At 56.2% G+C, this 17,582-nt stretch carries 23 protein-coding genes; 14 read left to right on the plus strand and 9 right to left on the minus strand.

Going from position 1 to position 17,582, the window contains the following annotated elements:
- Window positions 1–696: 696 nt before the first annotated feature.
- Entirely contained in the window at window positions 697–1,140 is a 444-nt protein-coding gene (locus tag DXY37_RS08865; protein WP_115126288.1) for a hypothetical protein, read from the minus strand.
- Window positions 1,141–1,383: 243 nt separating this feature from the next.
- Between DXY37_RS08865 and DXY37_RS08870 the strand changes: the two genes are divergently transcribed.
- Window positions 1,384–1,812, plus strand: coding sequence for an NUDIX hydrolase (locus tag DXY37_RS08870; protein ID WP_115126289.1), 429 nt, complete (start codon window positions 1,384–1,386; stop codon window positions 1,810–1,812).
- 31 nt (window positions 1,813–1,843) lie between these two features.
- Here DXY37_RS08870 and DXY37_RS08875 read toward each other — a convergent pair whose 3' ends face one another.
- The gene (locus DXY37_RS08875) at window positions 1,844–2,029 is read right to left on the minus strand and encodes a hypothetical protein (protein WP_170951825.1); all 186 of its coding nucleotides are present in this window, start codon (window positions 2,027–2,029) and stop codon (window positions 1,844–1,846) included.
- Between the two features lie 38 nt (window positions 2,030–2,067).
- Here DXY37_RS08875 and DXY37_RS08880 point away from each other — a divergent pair, with 38 nt between their 5' ends.
- The 3 genes from DXY37_RS08880 to DXY37_RS08890 all read left to right on the plus strand — a co-directional run bounded on the left by DXY37_RS08880 (window position 2,068) and on the right by DXY37_RS08890 (window position 3,937).
- Complete coding sequence (locus tag DXY37_RS08880; RefSeq protein WP_115126290.1) at window positions 2,068–2,877, plus strand: ABC transporter ATP-binding protein; 810 nt, start codon at window positions 2,068–2,070, stop codon at window positions 2,875–2,877.
- A 58-nt stretch (window positions 2,878–2,935) separates the two neighbouring features.
- The gene (locus DXY37_RS08885; protein WP_115126507.1) at window positions 2,936–3,613 is read left to right on the plus strand and encodes a ZIP family metal transporter; all 678 of its coding nucleotides are present in this window, start codon (window positions 2,936–2,938) and stop codon (window positions 3,611–3,613) included.
- Window positions 3,614–3,739: 126 nt separating this feature from the next.
- Complete coding sequence (locus DXY37_RS08890) at window positions 3,740–3,937, plus strand: hypothetical protein (RefSeq protein WP_074160740.1); 198 nt, start codon at window positions 3,740–3,742, stop codon at window positions 3,935–3,937.
- Here DXY37_RS08890 and DXY37_RS08895 read toward each other — a convergent pair.
- Window positions 3,925–4,137: a DUF6737 family protein gene (locus tag DXY37_RS08895; protein ID WP_115126291.1), complete on the minus strand. Its 213-nt coding sequence runs from the start codon at window positions 4,135–4,137 to the stop codon at window positions 3,925–3,927. The two genes, DXY37_RS08890 and DXY37_RS08895, sit on opposite strands and share 13 nt — an antisense overlap.
- Window positions 4,138–4,686: 549 nt before the next feature.
- Here DXY37_RS08895 and DXY37_RS08900 point away from each other — a divergent pair.
- Window positions 4,687–4,896, plus strand: coding sequence for a hypothetical protein (locus tag DXY37_RS08900; protein WP_136975583.1), 210 nt, complete (start codon window positions 4,687–4,689; stop codon window positions 4,894–4,896).
- Window positions 4,897–4,958: 62 nt separating this feature from the next.
- On the opposite strand, the gene DXY37_RS08905 is transcribed toward DXY37_RS08900, so the two are convergent.
- A complete protein-coding gene (locus tag DXY37_RS08905) occupies window positions 4,959–5,627 on the minus strand; it encodes a PCC domain-containing protein (RefSeq protein WP_115126293.1) in 669 nt (222 codons plus the stop codon).
- A gap of 87 nt (window positions 5,628–5,714) precedes the next feature.
- Here DXY37_RS08905 and DXY37_RS08910 point away from each other — a divergent pair, with 87 nt between their 5' ends.
- The gene (locus DXY37_RS08910; RefSeq protein WP_115126294.1) at window positions 5,715–5,951 is read left to right on the plus strand and encodes a CopG family transcriptional regulator; all 237 of its coding nucleotides are present in this window, start codon (window positions 5,715–5,717) and stop codon (window positions 5,949–5,951) included.
- A 42-nt stretch (window positions 5,952–5,993) separates the two neighbouring features.
- On the opposite strand, the gene DXY37_RS08915 is transcribed toward DXY37_RS08910, so the two are convergent.
- Window positions 5,994–7,070: a transporter substrate-binding domain-containing protein gene (locus tag DXY37_RS08915; protein ID WP_115126508.1), complete on the minus strand. Its 1,077-nt coding sequence runs from the start codon at window positions 7,068–7,070 to the stop codon at window positions 5,994–5,996.
- 239 nt (window positions 7,071–7,309) lie between these two features.
- Between DXY37_RS08915 and pdeM the strand changes: the two genes are divergently transcribed.
- Both pdeM and DXY37_RS08925 read left to right on the plus strand, forming a co-directional pair.
- Complete coding sequence (gene pdeM / locus DXY37_RS08920; RefSeq protein WP_256377371.1) at window positions 7,310–8,062, plus strand: ligase-associated DNA damage response endonuclease PdeM; 753 nt, start codon at window positions 7,310–7,312, stop codon at window positions 8,060–8,062.
- Window positions 8,056–9,561: a hypothetical protein gene (locus DXY37_RS08925; protein ID WP_244277052.1), complete on the plus strand. Its 1,506-nt coding sequence runs from the start codon at window positions 8,056–8,058 to the stop codon at window positions 9,559–9,561. Before pdeM ends, DXY37_RS08925 begins: the two co-directional genes overlap by 7 nt.
- A gap of 322 nt (window positions 9,562–9,883) precedes the next feature.
- Here the strand turns inward: DXY37_RS08925 and DXY37_RS08930 are convergent, their stop codons facing one another.
- Together DXY37_RS08930 and DXY37_RS08935 are read right to left on the minus strand one after the other, a co-directional pair.
- The gene (locus DXY37_RS08930) at window positions 9,884–10,165 is read right to left on the minus strand and encodes a hypothetical protein (RefSeq protein ID WP_170951826.1); all 282 of its coding nucleotides are present in this window, start codon (window positions 10,163–10,165) and stop codon (window positions 9,884–9,886) included.
- 38 nt (window positions 10,166–10,203) lie between these two features.
- Window positions 10,204–10,677 (minus strand): L,D-transpeptidase, encoded by a 474-nt coding sequence (locus DXY37_RS08935; protein WP_115126295.1) that lies wholly within the window; start codon window positions 10,675–10,677, stop codon window positions 10,204–10,206.
- 164 nt (window positions 10,678–10,841) lie between these two features.
- Here DXY37_RS08935 and DXY37_RS08940 point away from each other — a divergent pair, with 164 nt between their 5' ends.
- Window positions 10,842–11,957, plus strand: coding sequence for a hypothetical protein (locus DXY37_RS08940; protein WP_244277001.1), 1,116 nt, complete (start codon window positions 10,842–10,844; stop codon window positions 11,955–11,957).
- Here the strand turns inward: DXY37_RS08940 and DXY37_RS08945 are convergent.
- Window positions 11,954–12,424, minus strand: a complete 471-nt coding sequence (locus DXY37_RS08945) for a CBS domain-containing protein (protein WP_115126296.1) — start codon at window positions 12,422–12,424, stop codon at window positions 11,954–11,956. The two genes, DXY37_RS08940 and DXY37_RS08945, sit on opposite strands and share 4 nt — an antisense overlap.
- Window positions 12,425–12,455: 31 nt before the next feature.
- On the opposite strand from DXY37_RS08945, the gene pgsA reads away from it, so the two are divergent.
- On the plus strand, window positions 12,456–13,001 hold the full coding sequence (gene pgsA / locus DXY37_RS08950) for a CDP-diacylglycerol--glycerol-3-phosphate 3-phosphatidyltransferase (protein WP_115126297.1): 546 nt from the start codon (window positions 12,456–12,458) through the stop codon (window positions 12,999–13,001).
- Here pgsA and DXY37_RS08955 read toward each other — a convergent pair.
- Window positions 12,970–13,890 (minus strand): NAD-dependent epimerase/dehydratase family protein, encoded by a 921-nt coding sequence (locus tag DXY37_RS08955; protein WP_115126513.1) that lies wholly within the window; start codon window positions 13,888–13,890, stop codon window positions 12,970–12,972. The genes pgsA and DXY37_RS08955 overlap by 32 nt on opposite strands.
- 80 nt (window positions 13,891–13,970) lie before the next feature.
- On the opposite strand from DXY37_RS08955, the gene hisA reads away from it, so the two are divergent.
- The 4 genes from hisA to DXY37_RS08975 all read left to right on the plus strand — a co-directional run bounded on the left by hisA (window position 13,971) and on the right by DXY37_RS08975 (window position 17,522).
- A complete protein-coding gene (gene hisA, locus DXY37_RS08960) occupies window positions 13,971–14,741 on the plus strand; it encodes a 1-(5-phosphoribosyl)-5-[(5-phosphoribosylamino)methylideneamino]imidazole-4-carboxamide isomerase (RefSeq protein ID WP_115126514.1) in 771 nt (256 codons plus the stop codon).
- 150 nt (window positions 14,742–14,891) lie between these two features.
- Entirely contained in the window at window positions 14,892–15,287 is a 396-nt protein-coding gene (locus tag DXY37_RS08965; RefSeq protein WP_115126515.1) for a Fur family transcriptional regulator, read from the plus strand.
- Window positions 15,288–15,314: 27 nt separating this feature from the next.
- Window positions 15,315–16,931, plus strand: coding sequence for a DUF3685 domain-containing protein (locus DXY37_RS08970; RefSeq protein WP_115126298.1), 1,617 nt, complete (start codon window positions 15,315–15,317; stop codon window positions 16,929–16,931).
- Between the two features lie 54 nt (window positions 16,932–16,985).
- A complete protein-coding gene (locus tag DXY37_RS08975) occupies window positions 16,986–17,522 on the plus strand; it encodes a thylakoid membrane photosystem I accumulation factor (RefSeq protein ID WP_115126299.1) in 537 nt (178 codons plus the stop codon).
- The last annotated feature ends 60 nt before the right edge of the window (window positions 17,523–17,582 follow it).

A 17,582-nucleotide genomic window follows, 5' to 3' on the forward strand; every position in this document is an offset into this window, starting at 1 on the left:
ATTGGGACCCAACGCGCCATCAAGCAATGAGCGATTCGACGGATGCCAGAGCCCCCCTCGCTGATGGATAGTGATCGCATCAACGGGATTCGGAGGCGTTCAATGAGTGACGACGGTCCAACTGAGCACCCACTAGAAGCTGCCTGACTGGCCCGACAAGCCATACAGCCAGACGCTTCGACCCGCCCTACTCGGCCGACTGAGTAATGGGTTTGAGCAACATTCAGATAAGCCGTCTTCCTCTCACGGAGGGCGGCTTTTCTTGTGGGTGTGCCTTGACACGGGGGATGGCAAGGCACCCATCAAAACCGCAAAAAAACCGCTGCTACTCCAATGCAGGCCACATCCAAAAACGAAGTCCAGAACAAGAAGTCTGAGATAAGCAAATGCTCGACTCTCCTCGCTCGTCCTATTTACCCCGGAACACCTGGACAACCCTTGGTCGAACCTGAAAAAGCGATCACCATGACCCAGTGAATAGCTTCGATCCTGAAGAATCGATCTAAAGCCACTGAACATGCGAGATGAAATCAATTACAAAAACATCAAAGTAAGCATCGCTCTCTAGCTACTCATACGGATCAGCCGTACCGATCTAGTACCATGAATCAATAGTAGTAAGAGTAAAATAAAAAAATCAAAAAATAGAATTAACCACAGAACTATTTCCAATCATTGCTGCTACTGCATTAAGCACTATGCCTCGTCTTCATCCTCATAGTCAGTGAATGAGATGACGTATTGCTCGTGATCATTCTTTTCTATCACCCATGCGAATACCCAACCATTTCCCTCACCTGTGTAGACAGTGCCCGACCATGATTCATCTTCATCTTCGACTTCAAGAATGTCGTCCTCAGAAATACGTGCAGCCTTGGGAAACAGCTTCATAAACACCATGCCGGCCAACATCGATGCTTGTTCATCGCTCAGGTAATTCAACTCGTCCTGGGTGAACTCCTTGCCATCGCTTGCAAAATCTGCCTCGAGAAGATTTCCCTTCAGTGGGATGTTCTTGGCATGCCCCAAGCCCACCTGAATTCGAGCTTCGTGGTCTGGGCATTTCTCGGCCAGTGCGATGCGCTCTTTGGAGTCGGCGTCGAGGCTCCTGATTTTTGCGGCGAATTGTTCGAATTCCATGTTGTGAATAGTGGCTGAATCTCGGCCACTTGTCATTGGCATGCAGCAAACGCTTGTCATCAAGCTGTGACTGAAATGCTCTGTCATCCCAGAACGGTTCAGACCTGGCAATCAACACAGATGGCAGTAGCTTTGCAAGGCACAACCCTTCAACGAACGCTGTTGGTCGGCTGATCATCTCCTCCGCCGTGATGGCAGGCTCCAGGCCCAAAAGGAACACCTCGGGATCCACGGAACAAGGCCATGACCGTTGAATTCGCGATTGCAATGCTGCAGCAGGAACGCCGATGGCTGCTGCAATTGCGCGATGAGAACCCCAGGATTGTCGCCCCAGGGTGCTGGGGGCTGTTCGGTGGCCATCTTGAACCCGGCGAAACCGCTCTCATCGCTGTGCGACGAGAATTGAACGAGGAGATCAGTTGGTGCCCAGATCAGCTGAAGATCTGGTTCCGGCATCAGGATGAGCAGCGCATCGTGCACGTCTTTACAGGCGAGCTCAGCGTGCCTCTTCAACAGCTGCAGCTGCGTGAAGGCCAGGACATGACGTTGGCCAGTCCTGAACAGATCCGCTGCGGTCGGATCTGGAGCAGCAAAATGAACCAAGAACGTCCGCTGGCATCGGCGCTGGCGATGGTGGTCGAGAAACTAGATGAAATCACTCAGGCGGACTGAAACAACAGCACGAGAACGAGCGCGATCACAGCTAGAAGAATCCAAAACCTGTAACCACCTGAACCTCTTCGAGACGAGCGAAGTAACCGTCCCCCACCGCTGGATCGACGAGCCTGCTGATCTGCTGGGACTCCGCAGTGGGAACACACCAGGCGGCCACCAAGCGAGCGATCAGCACGAAAGATGGTGGAACCACAACGGGCACAACGTCGATCAAACATCAACACGACTTCTCAATAGGGCCAGAATCAACCGATGAAGCTTGATCAGGCAAGTGACACCGATCCAGCCTGGCTGGACTGCCAGGCCGTTGAGGCCTGGATCAATGGTCATCAGGTTGTCAAAGACCTGACTCTGCGACTCATACGAGGAGAGTCAACGGCTGTACTCGGTCCCAACGGTGCTGGCAAAACCACACTCGTGAAATTAATCAGCCGCTCGCTTTACCCAGTGGTCAAACCGGGATCGTATCTACGCTTGTTCGGTTCGGAGACAGTCAATCTCTGGGCACTGCGCCAACGGCTCGGGATCGTGAGCAGCGACGTTGAACAGCGCATCCCGGCATCGCTCACAGGCCGGGAGCTATTACTGGCAGCTTTTTTTGGTGCCATCGGTCTCGGCAGAGACAGAACTCCCACTGCAGATCAGTGGTCGCGAACTGAAGCGTTACTCCAAAGGATGGATCTTGATGGCCTGGCTGACGAGAACTACGGACAGCTGTCCGAAGGTCAACGACGAAGGCTGCTGATTGCCAGAGCTCTGGTGCATGCACCGGAAGTTCTTGTACTCGATGAACCCACAAATGCTTTGGATCTGCGCGCAAGACACACCTTGTTGAGAACCCTGCGGGATCTATGCCACCAAGGCACAACTCTGGTGCTGGTGACCCACCAGGTGGATGCCATCATCCCCGAGATTCAAAGAGTCGTCGGACTGCAGAACTGCCTCGTGAGCCTTGATGGCTCAGCTGAAGACACACTCACGGGACCCAGGCTTTCAGCTCTGTTCAACACACCACTGGCCGTTGTGCAGGCCGGGGGTTACCGCCAGGTCTTGCCAGGTTGACCATGCTTGAAGATGCCCGAACGAGGCTGATGTGCTTCTGATCCTGCCGGCTATCAGCATGGCCTTTGGCGGCCTGCTTGGCAGCCGCATCAGACCTGGCAGACGCTTTCGAGCGGTGGTTGCCCATTTAGTGGGCGGTCTGGTCTTGGGTATTGCAGCAGCCGACCTGATGCCGGCCGCCAGCAACAGCGGTCATCCAGTTGCATTGGCGATTGGTTTCTGCCTGGGCTTCTCGCTGTTGCTGGTGATTAATGCGGTCTTGGAAGAGCCCCACGACAGCCCCGAACACGATCGGCCTCGACCGATGCTGCTGCTGATGTTGCCCTTTCTCGTGGACAGCCTGATCGACGGGCTGGTGGTGGGCATCAGCAGCGAAGCCGCAGAACAGCAGTGGGTGATTCCCGTGGCCGTTGCCCTGGAAATGGGATTGGCGACCCTCGGACTTGGAACTCTGCTTGGCCGCGGTGCCAGTCGCTGGCGAAGCGCGGTGTCAGGCGCACTGATGGCTGTCACCTACCTGATCGGCCTCAGCGCCAGCCTGTTGATCACCGATGGGTTGCAGGGACCTGCACTGACCGGCACACTCGCGTTCGGTACAGCGGCTTTGATCTACCTGGTGGTGGAAGAGGTGATGAAGGAAGCTCACGCACGCGGAGAAGATGATTCAGGTCTGGTCAATGTGGCTTTTTTCATTGGTCTGCTCTGCATCTGGCTTCTGGACAGTGTCACCTCCTGAGTTGTGAGCTGACACCCCTGCACAACAGCGACTGAAAGTGCTCGGCGCTCTTGTAAATACCACTTTGCGCTTCTAGTTGACGGGGGAGGCGGTGTCATAACCTCGCCTCGCCTGCAGGCTGAAGCCTTGAACAGCAACGCCAGAATCGACGCCCTTCAGTTGATGCTGACCGATCTGCGCATGCGCAACGAACCGATCCGGCATAAGGCGGCATTTCGAGGCTGCCAGCCAGAATTTCAGGCTCTGGTCACCAAGCTGATTGAACAGCTCGAATCTGAACTGATGGAAGAGAAACAGCGTTTCAGAAGCGCTCAGCGCGGTTGATTCCTGTAGGTGGCAGGAGCGATCACGAGAAATAACATCCACCAAGCCACAACGATCACTGCCGTCGGGATGGTGACCCAGAGGCGATGCAAAACCAACCAACTGCCTGAGATCGCAAGGACTCCAGTGAGAAGGATCGTCCAAGGCTGACACCACCAGGGTTTTTCGGCCCAGAGATCTGGTTGAGGACGATCAGACACCGGAGATTCTCAAAGACTCCCTAAACACGGAGCTGTACACCCATGATTCATAGCAGTGAGTTCAGTGCTGATTGGATCATCCTGCATAAAAGTCCAGATTCTTCAGAGGAAACAATAGATTTCGCAGCCAAGATGCACCACGCATCAGCACACACCTGATCAAGAGATGTATTCAATCAAGCATCATGAATGCAGCAATAGATATCAGTGATGACAACATACTTCAGTGTAATTTACATTGACTTCACCACAAAATAAGCGGTTAACCAATACTGAATCATGACAATACTTGGCATCTTCTCCCGCGCTCCGGCGACTTCAATCGCCCTGATCGTTACTTGACTCCTCGAATCGCCAAAGAAGCAAGGAAGACTGGAGCCAAGAAACCCAGAACAACAAACAGTTTAGGCAGCCCAAATTCATTTTGCTGGAACGAATTTGGATCATTGAATTCGAGAAAACTTTTCCATCACTTTGTTTCAAGCCTGACCTGTGCCATCAGGTTGGCTAAGTTTCAAATCTGACCAATGTCTCAGGCCCCTCAACATCTTGAGCATCACCAAATGGCTGGAGGCACGTGCCCAGCTCGCTGAACTGATCGAAGCCATGGAGGAAGAGGCTTTGGCCTCCGATCTCGATAGTGATCAGCTCTGGCCCCCTGGCCGCAGCAAACTGACACCCATGGATCGCATTAATGCACTGCGACACGAGGTGGAACAGTTATGCATCGAACTCCCTGAGCTTCCCGATTCACACTGAACTTGGCTGGACAACCGAGGGATGAATGATTCCAATCCTCGGCGTCAGCCCAGAGTCAAGCCTCAGGCAGACGCCGATTCATTGGCTTTGGAAGGCTCACGCTTCACCTGTTGTGCCAAGGCCCTGAACGAGGGTTGCAAAGCGAGCTGAGCGAGGTCGTCATAACCCCCAACAACATCCCCATCAATGAAGACCTGCGGAAAGGTGTTCATACCGCTGCGTTGTCGGAATGCCTCGAAGCGGTCGTCAGACTCGATCGTTTCCAGGCGATGGGGAATGGACAGCCGTTCCAACAGTTGCCTGGCACGCAGACTCCATGGACACCCGGGGAGCACTGCTAGCTCGACGCGCTCACTGAAGGGAACGGACTCCTCAACCGGCTGCTGAATGGTCTTTGCAGTGGGCAAACCGCTTAGGCCGAGAAGAAGCTGGGCGCCCTTGAGCACAACGGTGCCTGGCTCAAGATGCCCTCCCCAGACCTGACAGGCGCCATCTGAAAGGCTGAGATGAAGATGAACGCCGGAGGGCGAGAAGGTTCCATTCAGCGTGATGACCTCGAGCTCCCCACTCATCCGCGTTGGCTGCTGTTGACCAGGACAGCGAAACGTGGCCTGAGACAGATTGCCGACGACCCCGAGAACAAAACCACTGAGCTGCTGCCGCAATGCCAGCTCAGATAGAGCCAGATGGAGGTCCTGACCGGGCTCAAGCTCAAGAGGCAGGGTCTCCATCCAGACAGATCAAGAAACCGGGCCAGGTTACGCCACGCTGTCGGGCACCTAAAAGGTACGATTTAGTTACGCAACCAACACGAAACCGTGTCATTTTTGAAAAGTTTGTTGGAAGAGCTGCAGGAACAACTGCAAAACGAGCCAACCAATCTCACAGCAGCCCAGGTTGCTGATGCTGCGGAGTCGGAACGACTCAATGTGACCTTGGCAGGAGGGGTGATGAGTCGCCTGAAGCAGCAAGCCCTAGCCGAGGGTCGTAGCTGCAGCAGCCTGGCCAACTTTCTGATCGAAGAAGGACTACGCCGCCACGGAACGCTCAGCTGAAGCCAGGGATGTGCATGCATCCCCCATCAATGAAGCAGCGGATTAATTAAGCAGCCGATCAGTGATCGACTTCACCTCGCCGCTTCGCTGCATCTCCAAAAGCTCGACATCAATCGGAGTGCGCAAGGCGCTGTTCATTGGAATCACAAACCCGTAGGTCTGACTCGCAAGCGCGAAGGGAGCCATTTTGAATGGCGCTTCAGGTTTCTGCTGCAAGTAATAACGAAGAGGGGCCTCATCAAACAAAACGGCCGCAACCTCACCCTTCGCCAACAGATCAATGGCCTGGTCAAGGCTCACAGATTCACGGGCCCGGGCTCCGTAAATTTTGGCCCAAGTTCCACTGGTCGTCCCGGACACCACTGAAACAGTCTTACCGCGCAGATCGGTGCGGTCCTGAATGGCAGAGGGTTCCAACCTCGACAACGACACGGTGAATGCCGAGGCCAAGCCTGCCGTAATTGAGGACAGAGCCAGCAGCGACATCAGCATCCAAACGCCTGCAATGGTTCGACCTGCTCTGGTTGTGGGAGATCGATCCCCATAGCCAACCGTTGTAAGGGTGACCAGAGCGAACCACATCCCGTTACCGACACCATGCAGGTATTGACGGGGGAAGTGCTCGGCGTTGCGACGACGCTCAGCCAGCCACATGAGATTGCCGACCAAAAACAGCAGGATCATCAAGCCACCCAGTGATGACAAAGCCGCCCAGCCAAAAAAGGGTTTGAACCTTGCCCATAACCCAGGCGTCTTCAAGGGAATCATCAACCCCTCCCTGCCATGGAAGTAAGGCTGGGTGAAATCAATCCTTGGGTTGGCCAATCGGTCGGGGGTGATGCTGATCGGACCAATAGCAAGATCGAGATCGCCGTTTTCCACGGCCTGCAGATTGGCCTCCGTATTCAGCTGGTAAATGAGTTCATAGGGTTCGTCGAGGCGGTTCGCCACTTCTTCCCAGATCTGCATGCTGATCCCCTGAACCGGTTCACCCTTCGGCATGACGAACGGCGGGGCACCACTGACTCCAACGCGCAATGGCTCTGCCAGTGCCGCACCTGGAACAGCAACACAAATGAAACCAGCGAGTAACAAAGAAACCCTGGGAACTCTGATCACACCTTTCACCCGTTGTTCTCAAGACGCTTCACGATCACCCCCATGGCGATGAGTGATCCCAGAAGGGCTAGCAACAAAGCGAGGGTCATCAGAAGTCAATCGGCTCGTGCATTCTGAGGTTGCCACCTCAGATGCTGAGAGGCCATGTCCTGTAGCCCAATGAAGGGCGGACATGCTTTTGAAACACTTCCGTGTTTTGCAAGCAAAATGGTGCAAATCTCTGCTGTGCCATTCCACTGTTGACTGCCATCAACATTGAAAACAACAGCAATCAGGCTGATGGCGAGCCAACAGCCCATGCAGACACAACCGTTGCGCATTGTCGCTGGCAATGGCGAGACGAAGAGCTAGTTCTGTTGGCTCAGAAAGCCATCTGGCGACCATCCAGTGAAGACCTGCTTGTTGCCGATCTGCATCTTGGCAAGGCAGAGGTGTTCCAAGCCTGCGGAATTCCACTCCCCAGTGATGACGACAGGGGCACATTGCAGCGGCTGGAGAAGCTCTGCCAGCAGTGGAATCCAAAACGAGTGATCATCCTTGGAGATTTGATCCATGGCCCACTCGGGCTCACCCAGCGCCTGAAGACTGATCTCAGCAACTTGCATAACCGCTTACACGCTGAGGTGCTCCTGATCGGCGGCAACCATGACCGCCATCTGCACTCGAGCGCTTTCCCCCAGCATCCTGCCTTCAGGCTGGGAAACCTCTGGCTCAGTCACGAACCGGAACAGCCCATGGACGGTCGGGCGGGCCTGAATCTCTGCGGGCATATTCACCCCACAACCACTCTGCGTCAGGGATCAGATCGGCTCAGGCTTCCTTGCTTTGCCTACGACAAGGTGGAACAGCGAATGCTCATTCCCGCGTTCGGAGAGTTGACGGGAGGGCACGACTGCCGTCACGGTTACCGCAAATGGCTGGTTGCCGAGGGCACCATCGTTCCTTGGCTCGACACCGCGCAGGCATTCAGAGGGTCCCAGCAGACATGGTGACGCGGGTCCGTTCCACCACTGCTGCGCCCCCCCCATCCAAGAAACGGGTTCGGCGCCGTCGTCCCCGTCCGAAACGACTGCGTAAACGCTGGTTGGTTCTGGGTGTTCCGCTTGGGATCTTTGCAACCCTTGTTGCACTGGCCCCAGGAACTCCACAGCCTGAAGTCATCTCAACACTGGAGGAGGAAGCCAGTGGAGCTGCGCTTGGAGCCTTCCGCTATCAGTCGGATGACGAAGTCTATGCACTCAATTTCGACCCAAGGAAGGTGCGTTTGGGACTGCTCGAGGGTTGGGATCGCGAGCAGGACGCCTTTGAGGATTCCGCGGCTCTGGCCTACGTATCAGGCCCGATGTACGAACGCCACATCGACAACGGTGGTCAGGAGATCACCGTTCCACTCGGGGATTTGAAATTCGGGCGGAAGGTCTGGCTGGGCAGGAACCGAACGGCATCCCGACAACGAGCGTTCGTTGGGATCAAGAGCAATGGAGCCGTGGAGTTTGGCTACGGAGAACTCACTCCAGAACGTGCCGAGACCTACGACATGTTCGTAGGTGGCTTGCACAGTGTCTACAACGACCTGAACGCCCCCCCCGACAGCTACAAGGGTGCGTACAGCATCAGCATGGGCCAGCGCATTCGCTACTACTTGCCCAGGATCCGGATGGTCTACGGACTGCGCAGCGATGGCCGGCTGGAAATGTTGATGAGCAGGGACGGCCTCACTCTGGAGCAGACGAGGGAGCTGGCCCGTCGTCGGGGCCTGGTGGCCGCCTACATGCCTGATCACGCCTCCAAGAGTCGTCTGATCATTCCCGGAGTGAAGGGATTTACAGAGGAAGACGCCAACTGGATCAGTGGTGGAGCGACCAGTTTTGTGCACGTGCCTTACTTGCTGCGGCTGAGTGAACGCCGCTTCCATCTGCAAGGCGGCTTGGTTGAAAACCTCAGCGAAAGGCTGCGCTCAAAGGTGGAATGCAAAGGCCCACTGGACTGCACCGAAGTTGCTGGTCATCGCCTGATGGACAGGGCCCTTGCTGGGCTGAATCGCGTGATGGAGCAAGGGGTGGAGCCCGTTGCCCGATTGATCTGGAAGCCGAAGCGTCAACCCCTGAAACCAGGTTTCTCTCAGGACAAACCAGGTGGCAAGCCTGAACGCTCGCCTTTACCAGAACCCCCCATCACCGCTGATCCCCTCGTGCTGCTTGAACAGCCGCGTCCGAGCGAAGAATCGGACGCTGAAGGACCTGCATCGGTGTTTCCTCGGTTCGAACGCGATCTTCCCCCAGACCTGCCTCCACCCGTTCTGCTGACACCGGAACCGTTGCCCAGCGAAGACTCCACAGCACTTCCCTTTGCAGACTCGGACCAAGCAAAACCAATCACTGAGTCCCTTGAAGATTCAGAGCCTGCTGAAGATCAGAGGCCAAGCCTGTCTCAGACAGATGCAATGGTCGGGGCACCGCCACCACCCTTGCTGCCGCCACCAGCGCCCTGAAATCAGCTTCACGACACAACCAGGGTCGATAACACCACGCCGTATCAACCAGTGTTTCTTATCCATAGAGCTGGAGTCGACTTAAACTCATATCTCCAAACATCAAAAACAGTAATTGGGAAGAACTATTAGCGCCATCGAAAACGGCCAAACAGCAACACATTGAGAGCTAGACTGAATACTTAAAAATGCATCGATTATGAAGCAAAGTCTTCACCAATTACCACCAAAGTCGCAGGAATACTAAACGAGTAAAAACTGTGCCGGCAGATGGAAATTCGAGAGAAAAGATAACTTGAACTCTCGGAACAGTTGGTGATATCTAACGCAGGAAGAGGCCATTGCAATCTCCTGACGCGGGTGTCTTGAAGCAGATATTTTCCGGCGACCAATAGCCAACCGCAGGGAAGCGCAGCCCCTGGCGACGAGCCTCTGCATTCACAGCTTCAACGCCGCGTGCGGTCACCAGCACATGGCCCGGTGCTTCTACTTGATCAAGGAAGGTCTGTTCAGGCATCTCCTTTTGCGGGGAGGCAAACACCGGACTGGCGATCAGCGCCAGCACAGAACCGAACAACACAGGAGAAGCGGAGCGTACAGACATGATTGAGCGGCAGCGAATAAGAGCAAACAAGACAGCAATCAGTTGGGAGTCACAACGACAGGAGTCCCGACGTCGACCTGTTGGAACAGTGTGACCACATCCTTGTTCAGCATGCGAATGCATCCAAGGCTGACTGCAGAACGCAGCTTCACCCAATTCGGCCACGCTGTTCCATGAATCGCATATTCGCCTGATCCGATCTGGAAATAGGCCATATAGCGAACACCCACCGGATTCTTGGGACCCGGTGCAATCACCTTGCCGCCCTTGTGATACACAGGGGCTTCCTCTTTGCGAGTGATGGCGTAGCTGCCAGCAGGGGTCGGAGATTCAGGAGCACCGATTGCAACGGGGAAGCGCTCCACCACCTTTCCGTTATCAAACAACGTCAGATAGCGATCTTTGAGGCTGATTTCAATGGCCTTCTCAGCCTTTGCGGGCACTGGGATCAGGCCGAGGGTCAGCAAAGCCAACCCTGCAGATACGGCCATCCGCCTCAATTGCATCACCATGCCTCGGCACTCACATTCGGCGACATTGTGACCCAAGAACGGATCCGGCTACCGTCGCACAACTGTTGCTCAGACCTGTGACTCACTTCCAGGCGTTCCATTCCGCACTCAGAAAGCGTCCAGCCAGGTGGATTGCAGCTGCCGTTCTCGGTGTCTCCTGCGGAATGGCACAGAGAGCCGAAGCCGGGTTCTCTCCGGAACAACTAGCGGCTTTTGAGATCACGGAAATGAAAGCAACCGTGACCACATCCCTTCCTGCCGAGAAGGTCATTGAAGTGATCGATCCGCATGGTCACCGGGAAATTCTCACAGTGGGCATCGATCTCGAGCCCCTTGGCCTGAAGCAAGGCGACAAGGTTTCAATCTCGATTCTCGACGGCCTCGTTGTTGAGCTGGAGGCCAGTGCGAACAAGGATTTGAGTTTCAACCGCGAAGACATCATTCTTCCCGCGGACATGGGCAAGCTCAAGAAAGGCATGCGGGTGGCGCTGGCCTCAGGAACAGCTCAGGTCATCAGCATCGATCGGCAAGACAACAGCATCGACCTTCTGGGCCCCCTCGGTGGCATCAACAACCTTGATGTGGTGATCCCCGATGGAGCCAATCCCTTTGATCGCATCAAGGTTGGCGACACCGTTGATTTTCGACTGATCCAGCCTCTGGCTGTGAATGTGCGCAAATTGCCCCGCTCCACCACAGGTGAAGCGCTCAAGGACTATCGGGAGAACGGAGAACCGCTGCTGATCAGCCCTCTTGCAGCCCAGGAGGTCAGCCTGAAAAGCGAGTTACTGGAAGCCTTCGAGCTCGCTCAACTCAACGCCACCATCGAACGACTGGTCCCTGGCCAAAAACTGCTCAGGGTGAAAGGCGCGCGAGGGCACAGCATGCTGATCACCTCAGCGATCGACCCAAGCGCAGCGGGGTTCAAGGTCGGAGATCAGGTGAACATTGAAATGCTGCAGGGACTGGTGGTTGATCTGCGCAGCTCCCAGCAGAACCAACTCACGTTGCAGCGAGAAGACCGCAGGCTGGGTCGTGATTTCGGACCGGTGCCGGCAGGTGCTCGGGTGGCCATGGCCACTGGGACAGCGGAAGTTGTGCGCCTCTCCCGCACCGACCACAAGGTGACCTTGAGAGGCCCACTCGGCAAAATTCACAAGCTCGATATCCGCCCTGAGCTGGAAGCTGAAGTGTTTGCTGGTTTGAGTGTGGGCGACATGGTCGACTTCCGTCTGATCAAGCCGATCGCGATCCGAATTCAGCCAGCCGCCCAGCGTTAGCTCTGAGCTGATGCCAGAGCCCTAACCACATCACCGCGGGTGAGCACCCCGACGGGATGGCGCTGTGCATCAACGACGATCAGACGTTGGGTGCCCTTTTCATGCAGCATCGAAGCAGCCTTCGGCAGCGGAAGGCTGACTTCACAGCTGTGGCTGTCGCGGTGCATCAGATCACCAACACTGTTGCCCAGCACCTGATGCACCTGACGATCCCAGTTCAAAGGATTGCGCAGGTAAATCACGCTGTCGAGAAGCATCACGTAGGGCCCGACATCCACACCGCTCTCGCGGACCATCAGATCTTGTTCAGTCAGTTCTCCAATCAAAACGCCTTCCCCGTCAACCACTGGCAATCCACTCACGTGGTGATCGTTCAGCAGGCTGACTGCATCCTGAAGAGGGGTCTCCGCCGTCACCGTCAGCACCGGAGCGGACATCACCTCCCCGACCGTCTGCTGGAGCACCATGGGACCTGATCAACTGCACGCATTCTGAGCCTTGATCTCTCCCTGGCGATTGTGGGCCGATCGACTCACGCTGCTGCGTGCCGTGCTTGGAGCACCGTTGCTGCTGCTGCTGGCTTCAGGACAGCAGAGCTGGGCATGGTGGCTACTGCTGATCGGAGCCTTGAGCGACTGGGCAGATGGATGGATGGCCCGCAAAGCTGATGGGGGCAGCAGTTGGGGAGCAAAACTTGATCCCCTCGCTGACAAGTTGTTGATCAGCGCTCCATTGATCTGGTTGGCAACCGAGCGACAACTGCCCCTATGGGCTGTATGGCTGCTGCTGGCTCGAGAATTGCTGATCTCAGGATGGCGATCGGGTAGCTCCAGCGGAGCTCCAGCCTCCTGGCTGGGCAAATGGAAAACCACCCTCCAGTTTCTCAGCCTGTTTCTGATGCTCTGGCCGACGAACTGGTCTGCGAATCAGCTCACGCTGATCCTGCATGCACTGGGATGGTGGCTCTACTGGCCAGCTCTGGTGCTGGCGCTCTGGTCGGCCTTGGCTTATCTCAGGCCCCGATCAACGCCTCATCGGCGCTGAAGTCCGGTGCGGATGTTGGAGACAGCGCGTAATCACGTTGATAGCTATCAGCCATGCAGGCCAGTGCATCAAACCGAGGCGTCCAGGCCAGTTCACGTTCAACACGGCTGATATCCGTGAGGAAATGACTGAGTCGCAAAGGGAACCCCTTACGAGCCTTCGGATCGAGAGCGGAGGGGTCAAAAGGGCGCAGATCGAGGCGTTCTGGAGCGCGGCCGCAGGCCAGCGCCGCAGCTTCGATCAAACCTTGGAATGTGATCCCCTTCTTGGCAGAGCAGTTGTAGATCCGGTTGCAGGAGGCATCCACCTCAAGACTGCGCGCCATGGCTTCGGCCAGATCTTCGACATGGCCGACCTGGGTGATGGTTGTGCCATCTCCCGGTAAAGGAATGGGGCGATCATGCGTGATCCGATCGAAGAACCAACGCTCCACTGGGTTGTAGTTACCAGGCCCGACGATGTAAGTGGGTCTGAAACTCGTGAAAGCGATCCCTTCACGCATGAGCCATCGCTCTGTTTCGCCCTTACCGGCATGACGACTTTCCGGATCGAGAGGACTGTCCTCATCCAGAGGCCAGGTCTGGCTGCCTGCATAGACACCCGCTGAACTCACGTACAGAAAACGATGGCTGGGTGCACCCGTGCGCTCCACCACACGCTGACTGTCATTGAGCGAGCGCCCAGAACTATCGACAATCACATCAAAAGCGCGCCCCTTGAGTTGATCGAGAGCCTGATCATCACCACGGTCTCCATTAACAGCTTCAACCCCGTCAGGAACAGGCTGACGGCCGCGGGTGAACAGGGTGAGGCTGTGACCCTGCTGAAGCAGACGGCTGACCAGAGGCTTGCCAACAAAGCGGGTTCCACCCATCAACAGGATTTGCACGAGCACCCAGGCAGACCAGCTGTTATTGAAGCGCGCTGAACCCACCCGTGCAGGATGGGAGTCAGTCCATCGCAACGGCCATGCAGATCATTCCAGCCATCGACCTGCTGGGAGGGGCCTGCGTCCGTTTGCACCAAGGCGATTACGACCAGGTCACCCGATTCAGCGATGACCCTGTATCCCAAGCCATGAGCTGGCAAGAGCAGGGGGCTAGCCGTCTGCACTTGGTGGATCTCGACGGTGCCCGCAGCGGTCAACCCATCAACGATGCAGCGGTTCGTGCGATCACAGAGACACTGTCGATCCCGGTTCAGCTCGGTGGTGGCGTGCGTTCGGCTGAACGCGCCGAAGCACTTCTGGAATGCGGGCTCGAACGCGTGATCCTGGGAACGGTTGCATTGGAGCAACCGGAACTTGTCGTGCAGCTGGCAGACCGACACCCCAACAGAATCATCGTTGGCATTGATGCCCGCCACGGCAAGGTCGCAACGAGGGGATGGCTAGAGAACAGCAACACCGAAGCCACTGATCTGGCCGCACGCTTCAGTGATGCGGCAATTGCAGCAATCATCAGCACCGACATCAGCACGGATGGAACCCTTGCGGGCCCCAACCTTGACGCTTTAAGGCAGATGGCCGCTGCCAGCAGCGTTCCCGTGATCGCCTCTGGCGGAGTGGGCTGCATGGCTGACTTATTGGCGCTGTTGGCGCTGGAACCACTCGGTGTTGAAGGGGTCATCGTTGGACGAGCCCTTTATGACGGCCGGATCGATCTTGGAGAAGCGCTCAAGGTCCTTGGCAATGGACGACTTCAGGACCCATCAACAGGACTGTTGAAGGACATGGCTTGAAGCCCTCATCAAGACGGGGCCACTTAACGGGTCTAACCTGAAATCGTTACGACGACTGCCGTGGAGTCGCTGGTCGAGTCATTTCTACCCAAGGGAGCCCATGACAAGCGCACCCTTCAGGATGCCTTCGATCGTTGCCGACATCTGGGGATGCGACTGAGCCGGCAACGGCGAATGGTGCTCGATCTGCTGTGGAGCGAAGCCAGTCACCTCAGTGCTCGAGACATTTTTGAGAAACTCAATCAGCAAGGCCGACAAATCGGCCATACCTCCGTTTATCAGAACCTGGAAGCCCTCCAAAGTGCAGGTGTGATCGAGTGTCTCGATCGAGCCAATGGGCGTCTTTATGGATATCGCAGCGATCCACACAGCCATCTCACCTGCCTGGAAACAGGTGCAATTGAAGATCTTGATGTGAAACTTCCCGACGATGTACTCAGGGAAATCGAACGCCGGACCGGATTCAACATCGAGTCGTACACCCTTCAATTAAACGGACGTCCAAAAATTGCCACTGGAGCATCCTCGCCAGTGCCGTTACCTTGACGCTCATCAGCACAGTTACAGGGCACCGTGATCGACCAGGACAGGGAGATTCTCCTTTTCGCTCCCGATCTTCTCGGTGAAAGCCTTGCTGCGGAAATCCCCACTGAAGAGCTGCCAGTTCGCATCAGACGGTCTGCTGATCAGCTGCAGGGTCACCCATCACTGGTGATCTGGTCATTGCCGACCGAGACCCAGCCCCTGATCCTCGAGCGGGAGATTCTTCAGCTGCAACAGCGCTGGACTCCTGCTCCCACGTTGCTGCTCTTACCAGCTGACTACGGACGTGATCCTCAGTCTCTGCTCTCGTTGAACTGCGACGGCATCCTTCAAGATCCAGACCTCGCAGCACTCAGGGATGCGGTTCAGACCCTTCTCAATGGAGGCAGAGTGCTGAAAATCAAGCCCCACTCTGAGCATTCCTCAACCAGCCAGCCAAGTCTGAGCATGGCGCAGTGGCTGCTTGTCAGTGGTTTGCAGCAGATCGGTCGGGATCTTCAGGTCATCGAAGCACTGCTCGATCCTCCGCCTGAACATTTCGTGATGCGACTGATGCTGGAAGGTCGCTGTCGCGAACTGCGCAGTGCCAAAAACCTGCTTCTGTGGCTTTGGGGACCTCTTCACACCGGCCTCGCTGATGTCATGCCACTGCATGATCAGAGCAAAACCCTTGAACTAACCCTGAACGACCGAGAACCAACGGCCGTCTGGAATGCCATTCAGCAACGACTCGAAGGTGCTGTGAGCAGTGGACTGGGCAACGGCACAGGTCAGTTGCTCGCCATTGAGGGACTTCACCCGGAACGCCGTCGCGACCTATTGCTGGCGCTTCTACAGCAATTGCATGAGGTTCTTCTTCGCCTGCGCGGTGATGAGCTCGTCGGCACACGCGACCAGAAAGCACTGAGCGCTCGTTGGCAGTCTCTGCAGACGGAAGTGAAGCAACAGGCGTTGCGTAGCGTCGCAGGCAATTACGTGCGCCTTCCCCAAGGTGAAAGTCTTGTGGCCGTGGCCGATCAACTGGTGGATCGCACCGATCTCCACCAATCGGATGATGAGCTGCCAGATCCGCAGACCATGCTGGCGTCACTCGTGCTGGATCAACCTGTCCTTGTGGATGGTCAGCTGCTTCCCTCAGACGACCCCAGGGCATTACTGCAACTTGAGACCCTGATCAGCAACTGGCTGGTGCGCACAGCTGAGCTCATTGGTTCCGAACTGCTCGGAATCTGCGGCGAATGGCCCGAACTGCGCCGGTATCTCCTGCAGCAGGACCTGATCTCAACCCGCGAACTGGAACGTTTGCGCAACCAACTCAACAGTCAGTCGCGCTGGCAAGACTGGATCGAACGTCCAATTCGTTTGTACGAGAGTCGCCGATTGCTGTTCAGCCTCAAAACCGGACGCATTGAACCCTTGCTGTTGACCGAGCCAAGGGATGAGGAGCTCAAGCGCCTGCGCTGGTGGCAACAACAGGTTGCTCTCATTGTTGAAGCCCGAGATGCCATCGCACCGCAGGTTCAGGCCTTAGTCAAACGTCTCGGGGACCTGATGGTGGTGGTTCTCACCCAAGTGGTGGGTCGAGCAATCGGTCTGATCGGACGCGGCATTGCTCAGGGGATGGGTCGAAGTCTCGGGCGCAGCTGATTCTCAGCTGCATCGGCTGACAAGGGCTCAGAATGCACGCACTGTTTCGGTGCCATGACCGCGTTCCTGATCCGTTCCATCGTCGCGGTGCTGGCCTTGATGCTGATTGCACTGCCGGCTCAGGCCATCCGGGAAACCGATAGCTACGACGGCAATATTTTCGCGCTGTATGCCGGTAACGGTTCACTTGTTCCTCCTGCCGTCACCCTGGCTGATTCACAGCAGGCGGGTCGCACCAGCGTCATCGTTTACTACCTCGATGACAGCAGAACCAGTAAAGCTTTCTCTCCGGCCGTTTCGGAACTTCAAAGGCTGTGGGGAAACAGCGTGGACCTTCTGCCTTTGACCACTGATGCACTGCAGGGGAGAGCCACGAACGACAGAACTGATCCTGCGCACTACTGGCACGGAATCGTTCCGCAGGTGGTGGTCATCAACGGAGATGGCCAGCTGTTACTCGATGAGGAAGGGCAGGTCCCACTGGAGCAGATCAATGCCGCCATCAGTGAGGCAACCGGACTTCCCGCACCGCAGGGAGAAAGCATGAGCCTCAGCTTCAATGAGCTCAACACCGAGGTGATTTCACGTTGAACAATCACGTGGACGCCTTACGCTGCGCGCCATTGAGACCGGCAGACAGCCGACGTTGAC

This window comes from Synechococcus sp. GEYO (assembly GCF_900473955.1).
In the GTDB taxonomy this organism is placed as follows: Bacteria; Cyanobacteriota; Cyanobacteriia; order PCC-6307; family Cyanobiaceae; genus Synechococcus_C.

Excerpts from the sequence above, each read along its gene's own strand:
- DXY37_RS08870 (WP_115126289.1), top strand. The coding sequence starts at position 1,384 with ATGACCGTTGAATTCGCGATTGCAATGCTGCAGCAGGAACGCCGATGG.
- DXY37_RS08940 (WP_244277001.1), top strand. The coding sequence starts at position 10,842 with ATGGCACAGAGAGCCGAAGCCGGGTTCTCTCCGGAACAACTAGCGGCT.
- DXY37_RS08930 (WP_170951826.1), bottom strand. The coding sequence starts at position 10,165 with ATGTCTGTACGCTCCGCTTCTCCTGTGTTGTTCGGTTCTGTGCTGGCG.
- DXY37_RS08925 (WP_244277052.1), top strand. The coding sequence starts at position 8,056 with ATGGTGACGCGGGTCCGTTCCACCACTGCTGCGCCCCCCCCATCCAAG.
- DXY37_RS08880 (WP_115126290.1), top strand. The coding sequence starts at position 2,068 with ATGAAGCTTGATCAGGCAAGTGACACCGATCCAGCCTGGCTGGACTGC.
- hisA (WP_115126514.1), top strand. The coding sequence starts at position 13,971 with ATGCAGATCATTCCAGCCATCGACCTGCTGGGAGGGGCCTGCGTCCGT.
- DXY37_RS08945 (WP_115126296.1), bottom strand. The coding sequence starts at position 12,424 with ATGGTGCTCCAGCAGACGGTCGGGGAGGTGATGTCCGCTCCGGTGCTG.
- DXY37_RS08885 (WP_115126507.1), top strand. The coding sequence starts at position 2,936 with ATGGCCTTTGGCGGCCTGCTTGGCAGCCGCATCAGACCTGGCAGACGC.
- DXY37_RS08935 (WP_115126295.1), bottom strand. The coding sequence starts at position 10,677 with ATGGTGATGCAATTGAGGCGGATGGCCGTATCTGCAGGGTTGGCTTTG.
- DXY37_RS08865 (WP_115126288.1), bottom strand. The coding sequence starts at position 1,140 with ATGGAATTCGAACAATTCGCCGCAAAAATCAGGAGCCTCGACGCCGAC.
- DXY37_RS08905 (WP_115126293.1), bottom strand. The coding sequence starts at position 5,627 with ATGGAGACCCTGCCTCTTGAGCTTGAGCCCGGTCAGGACCTCCATCTG.
- DXY37_RS08975 (WP_115126299.1), top strand. The coding sequence starts at position 16,986 with ATGACCGCGTTCCTGATCCGTTCCATCGTCGCGGTGCTGGCCTTGATG.
- DXY37_RS08965 (WP_115126515.1), top strand. The coding sequence starts at position 14,892 with ATGCGACTGAGCCGGCAACGGCGAATGGTGCTCGATCTGCTGTGGAGC.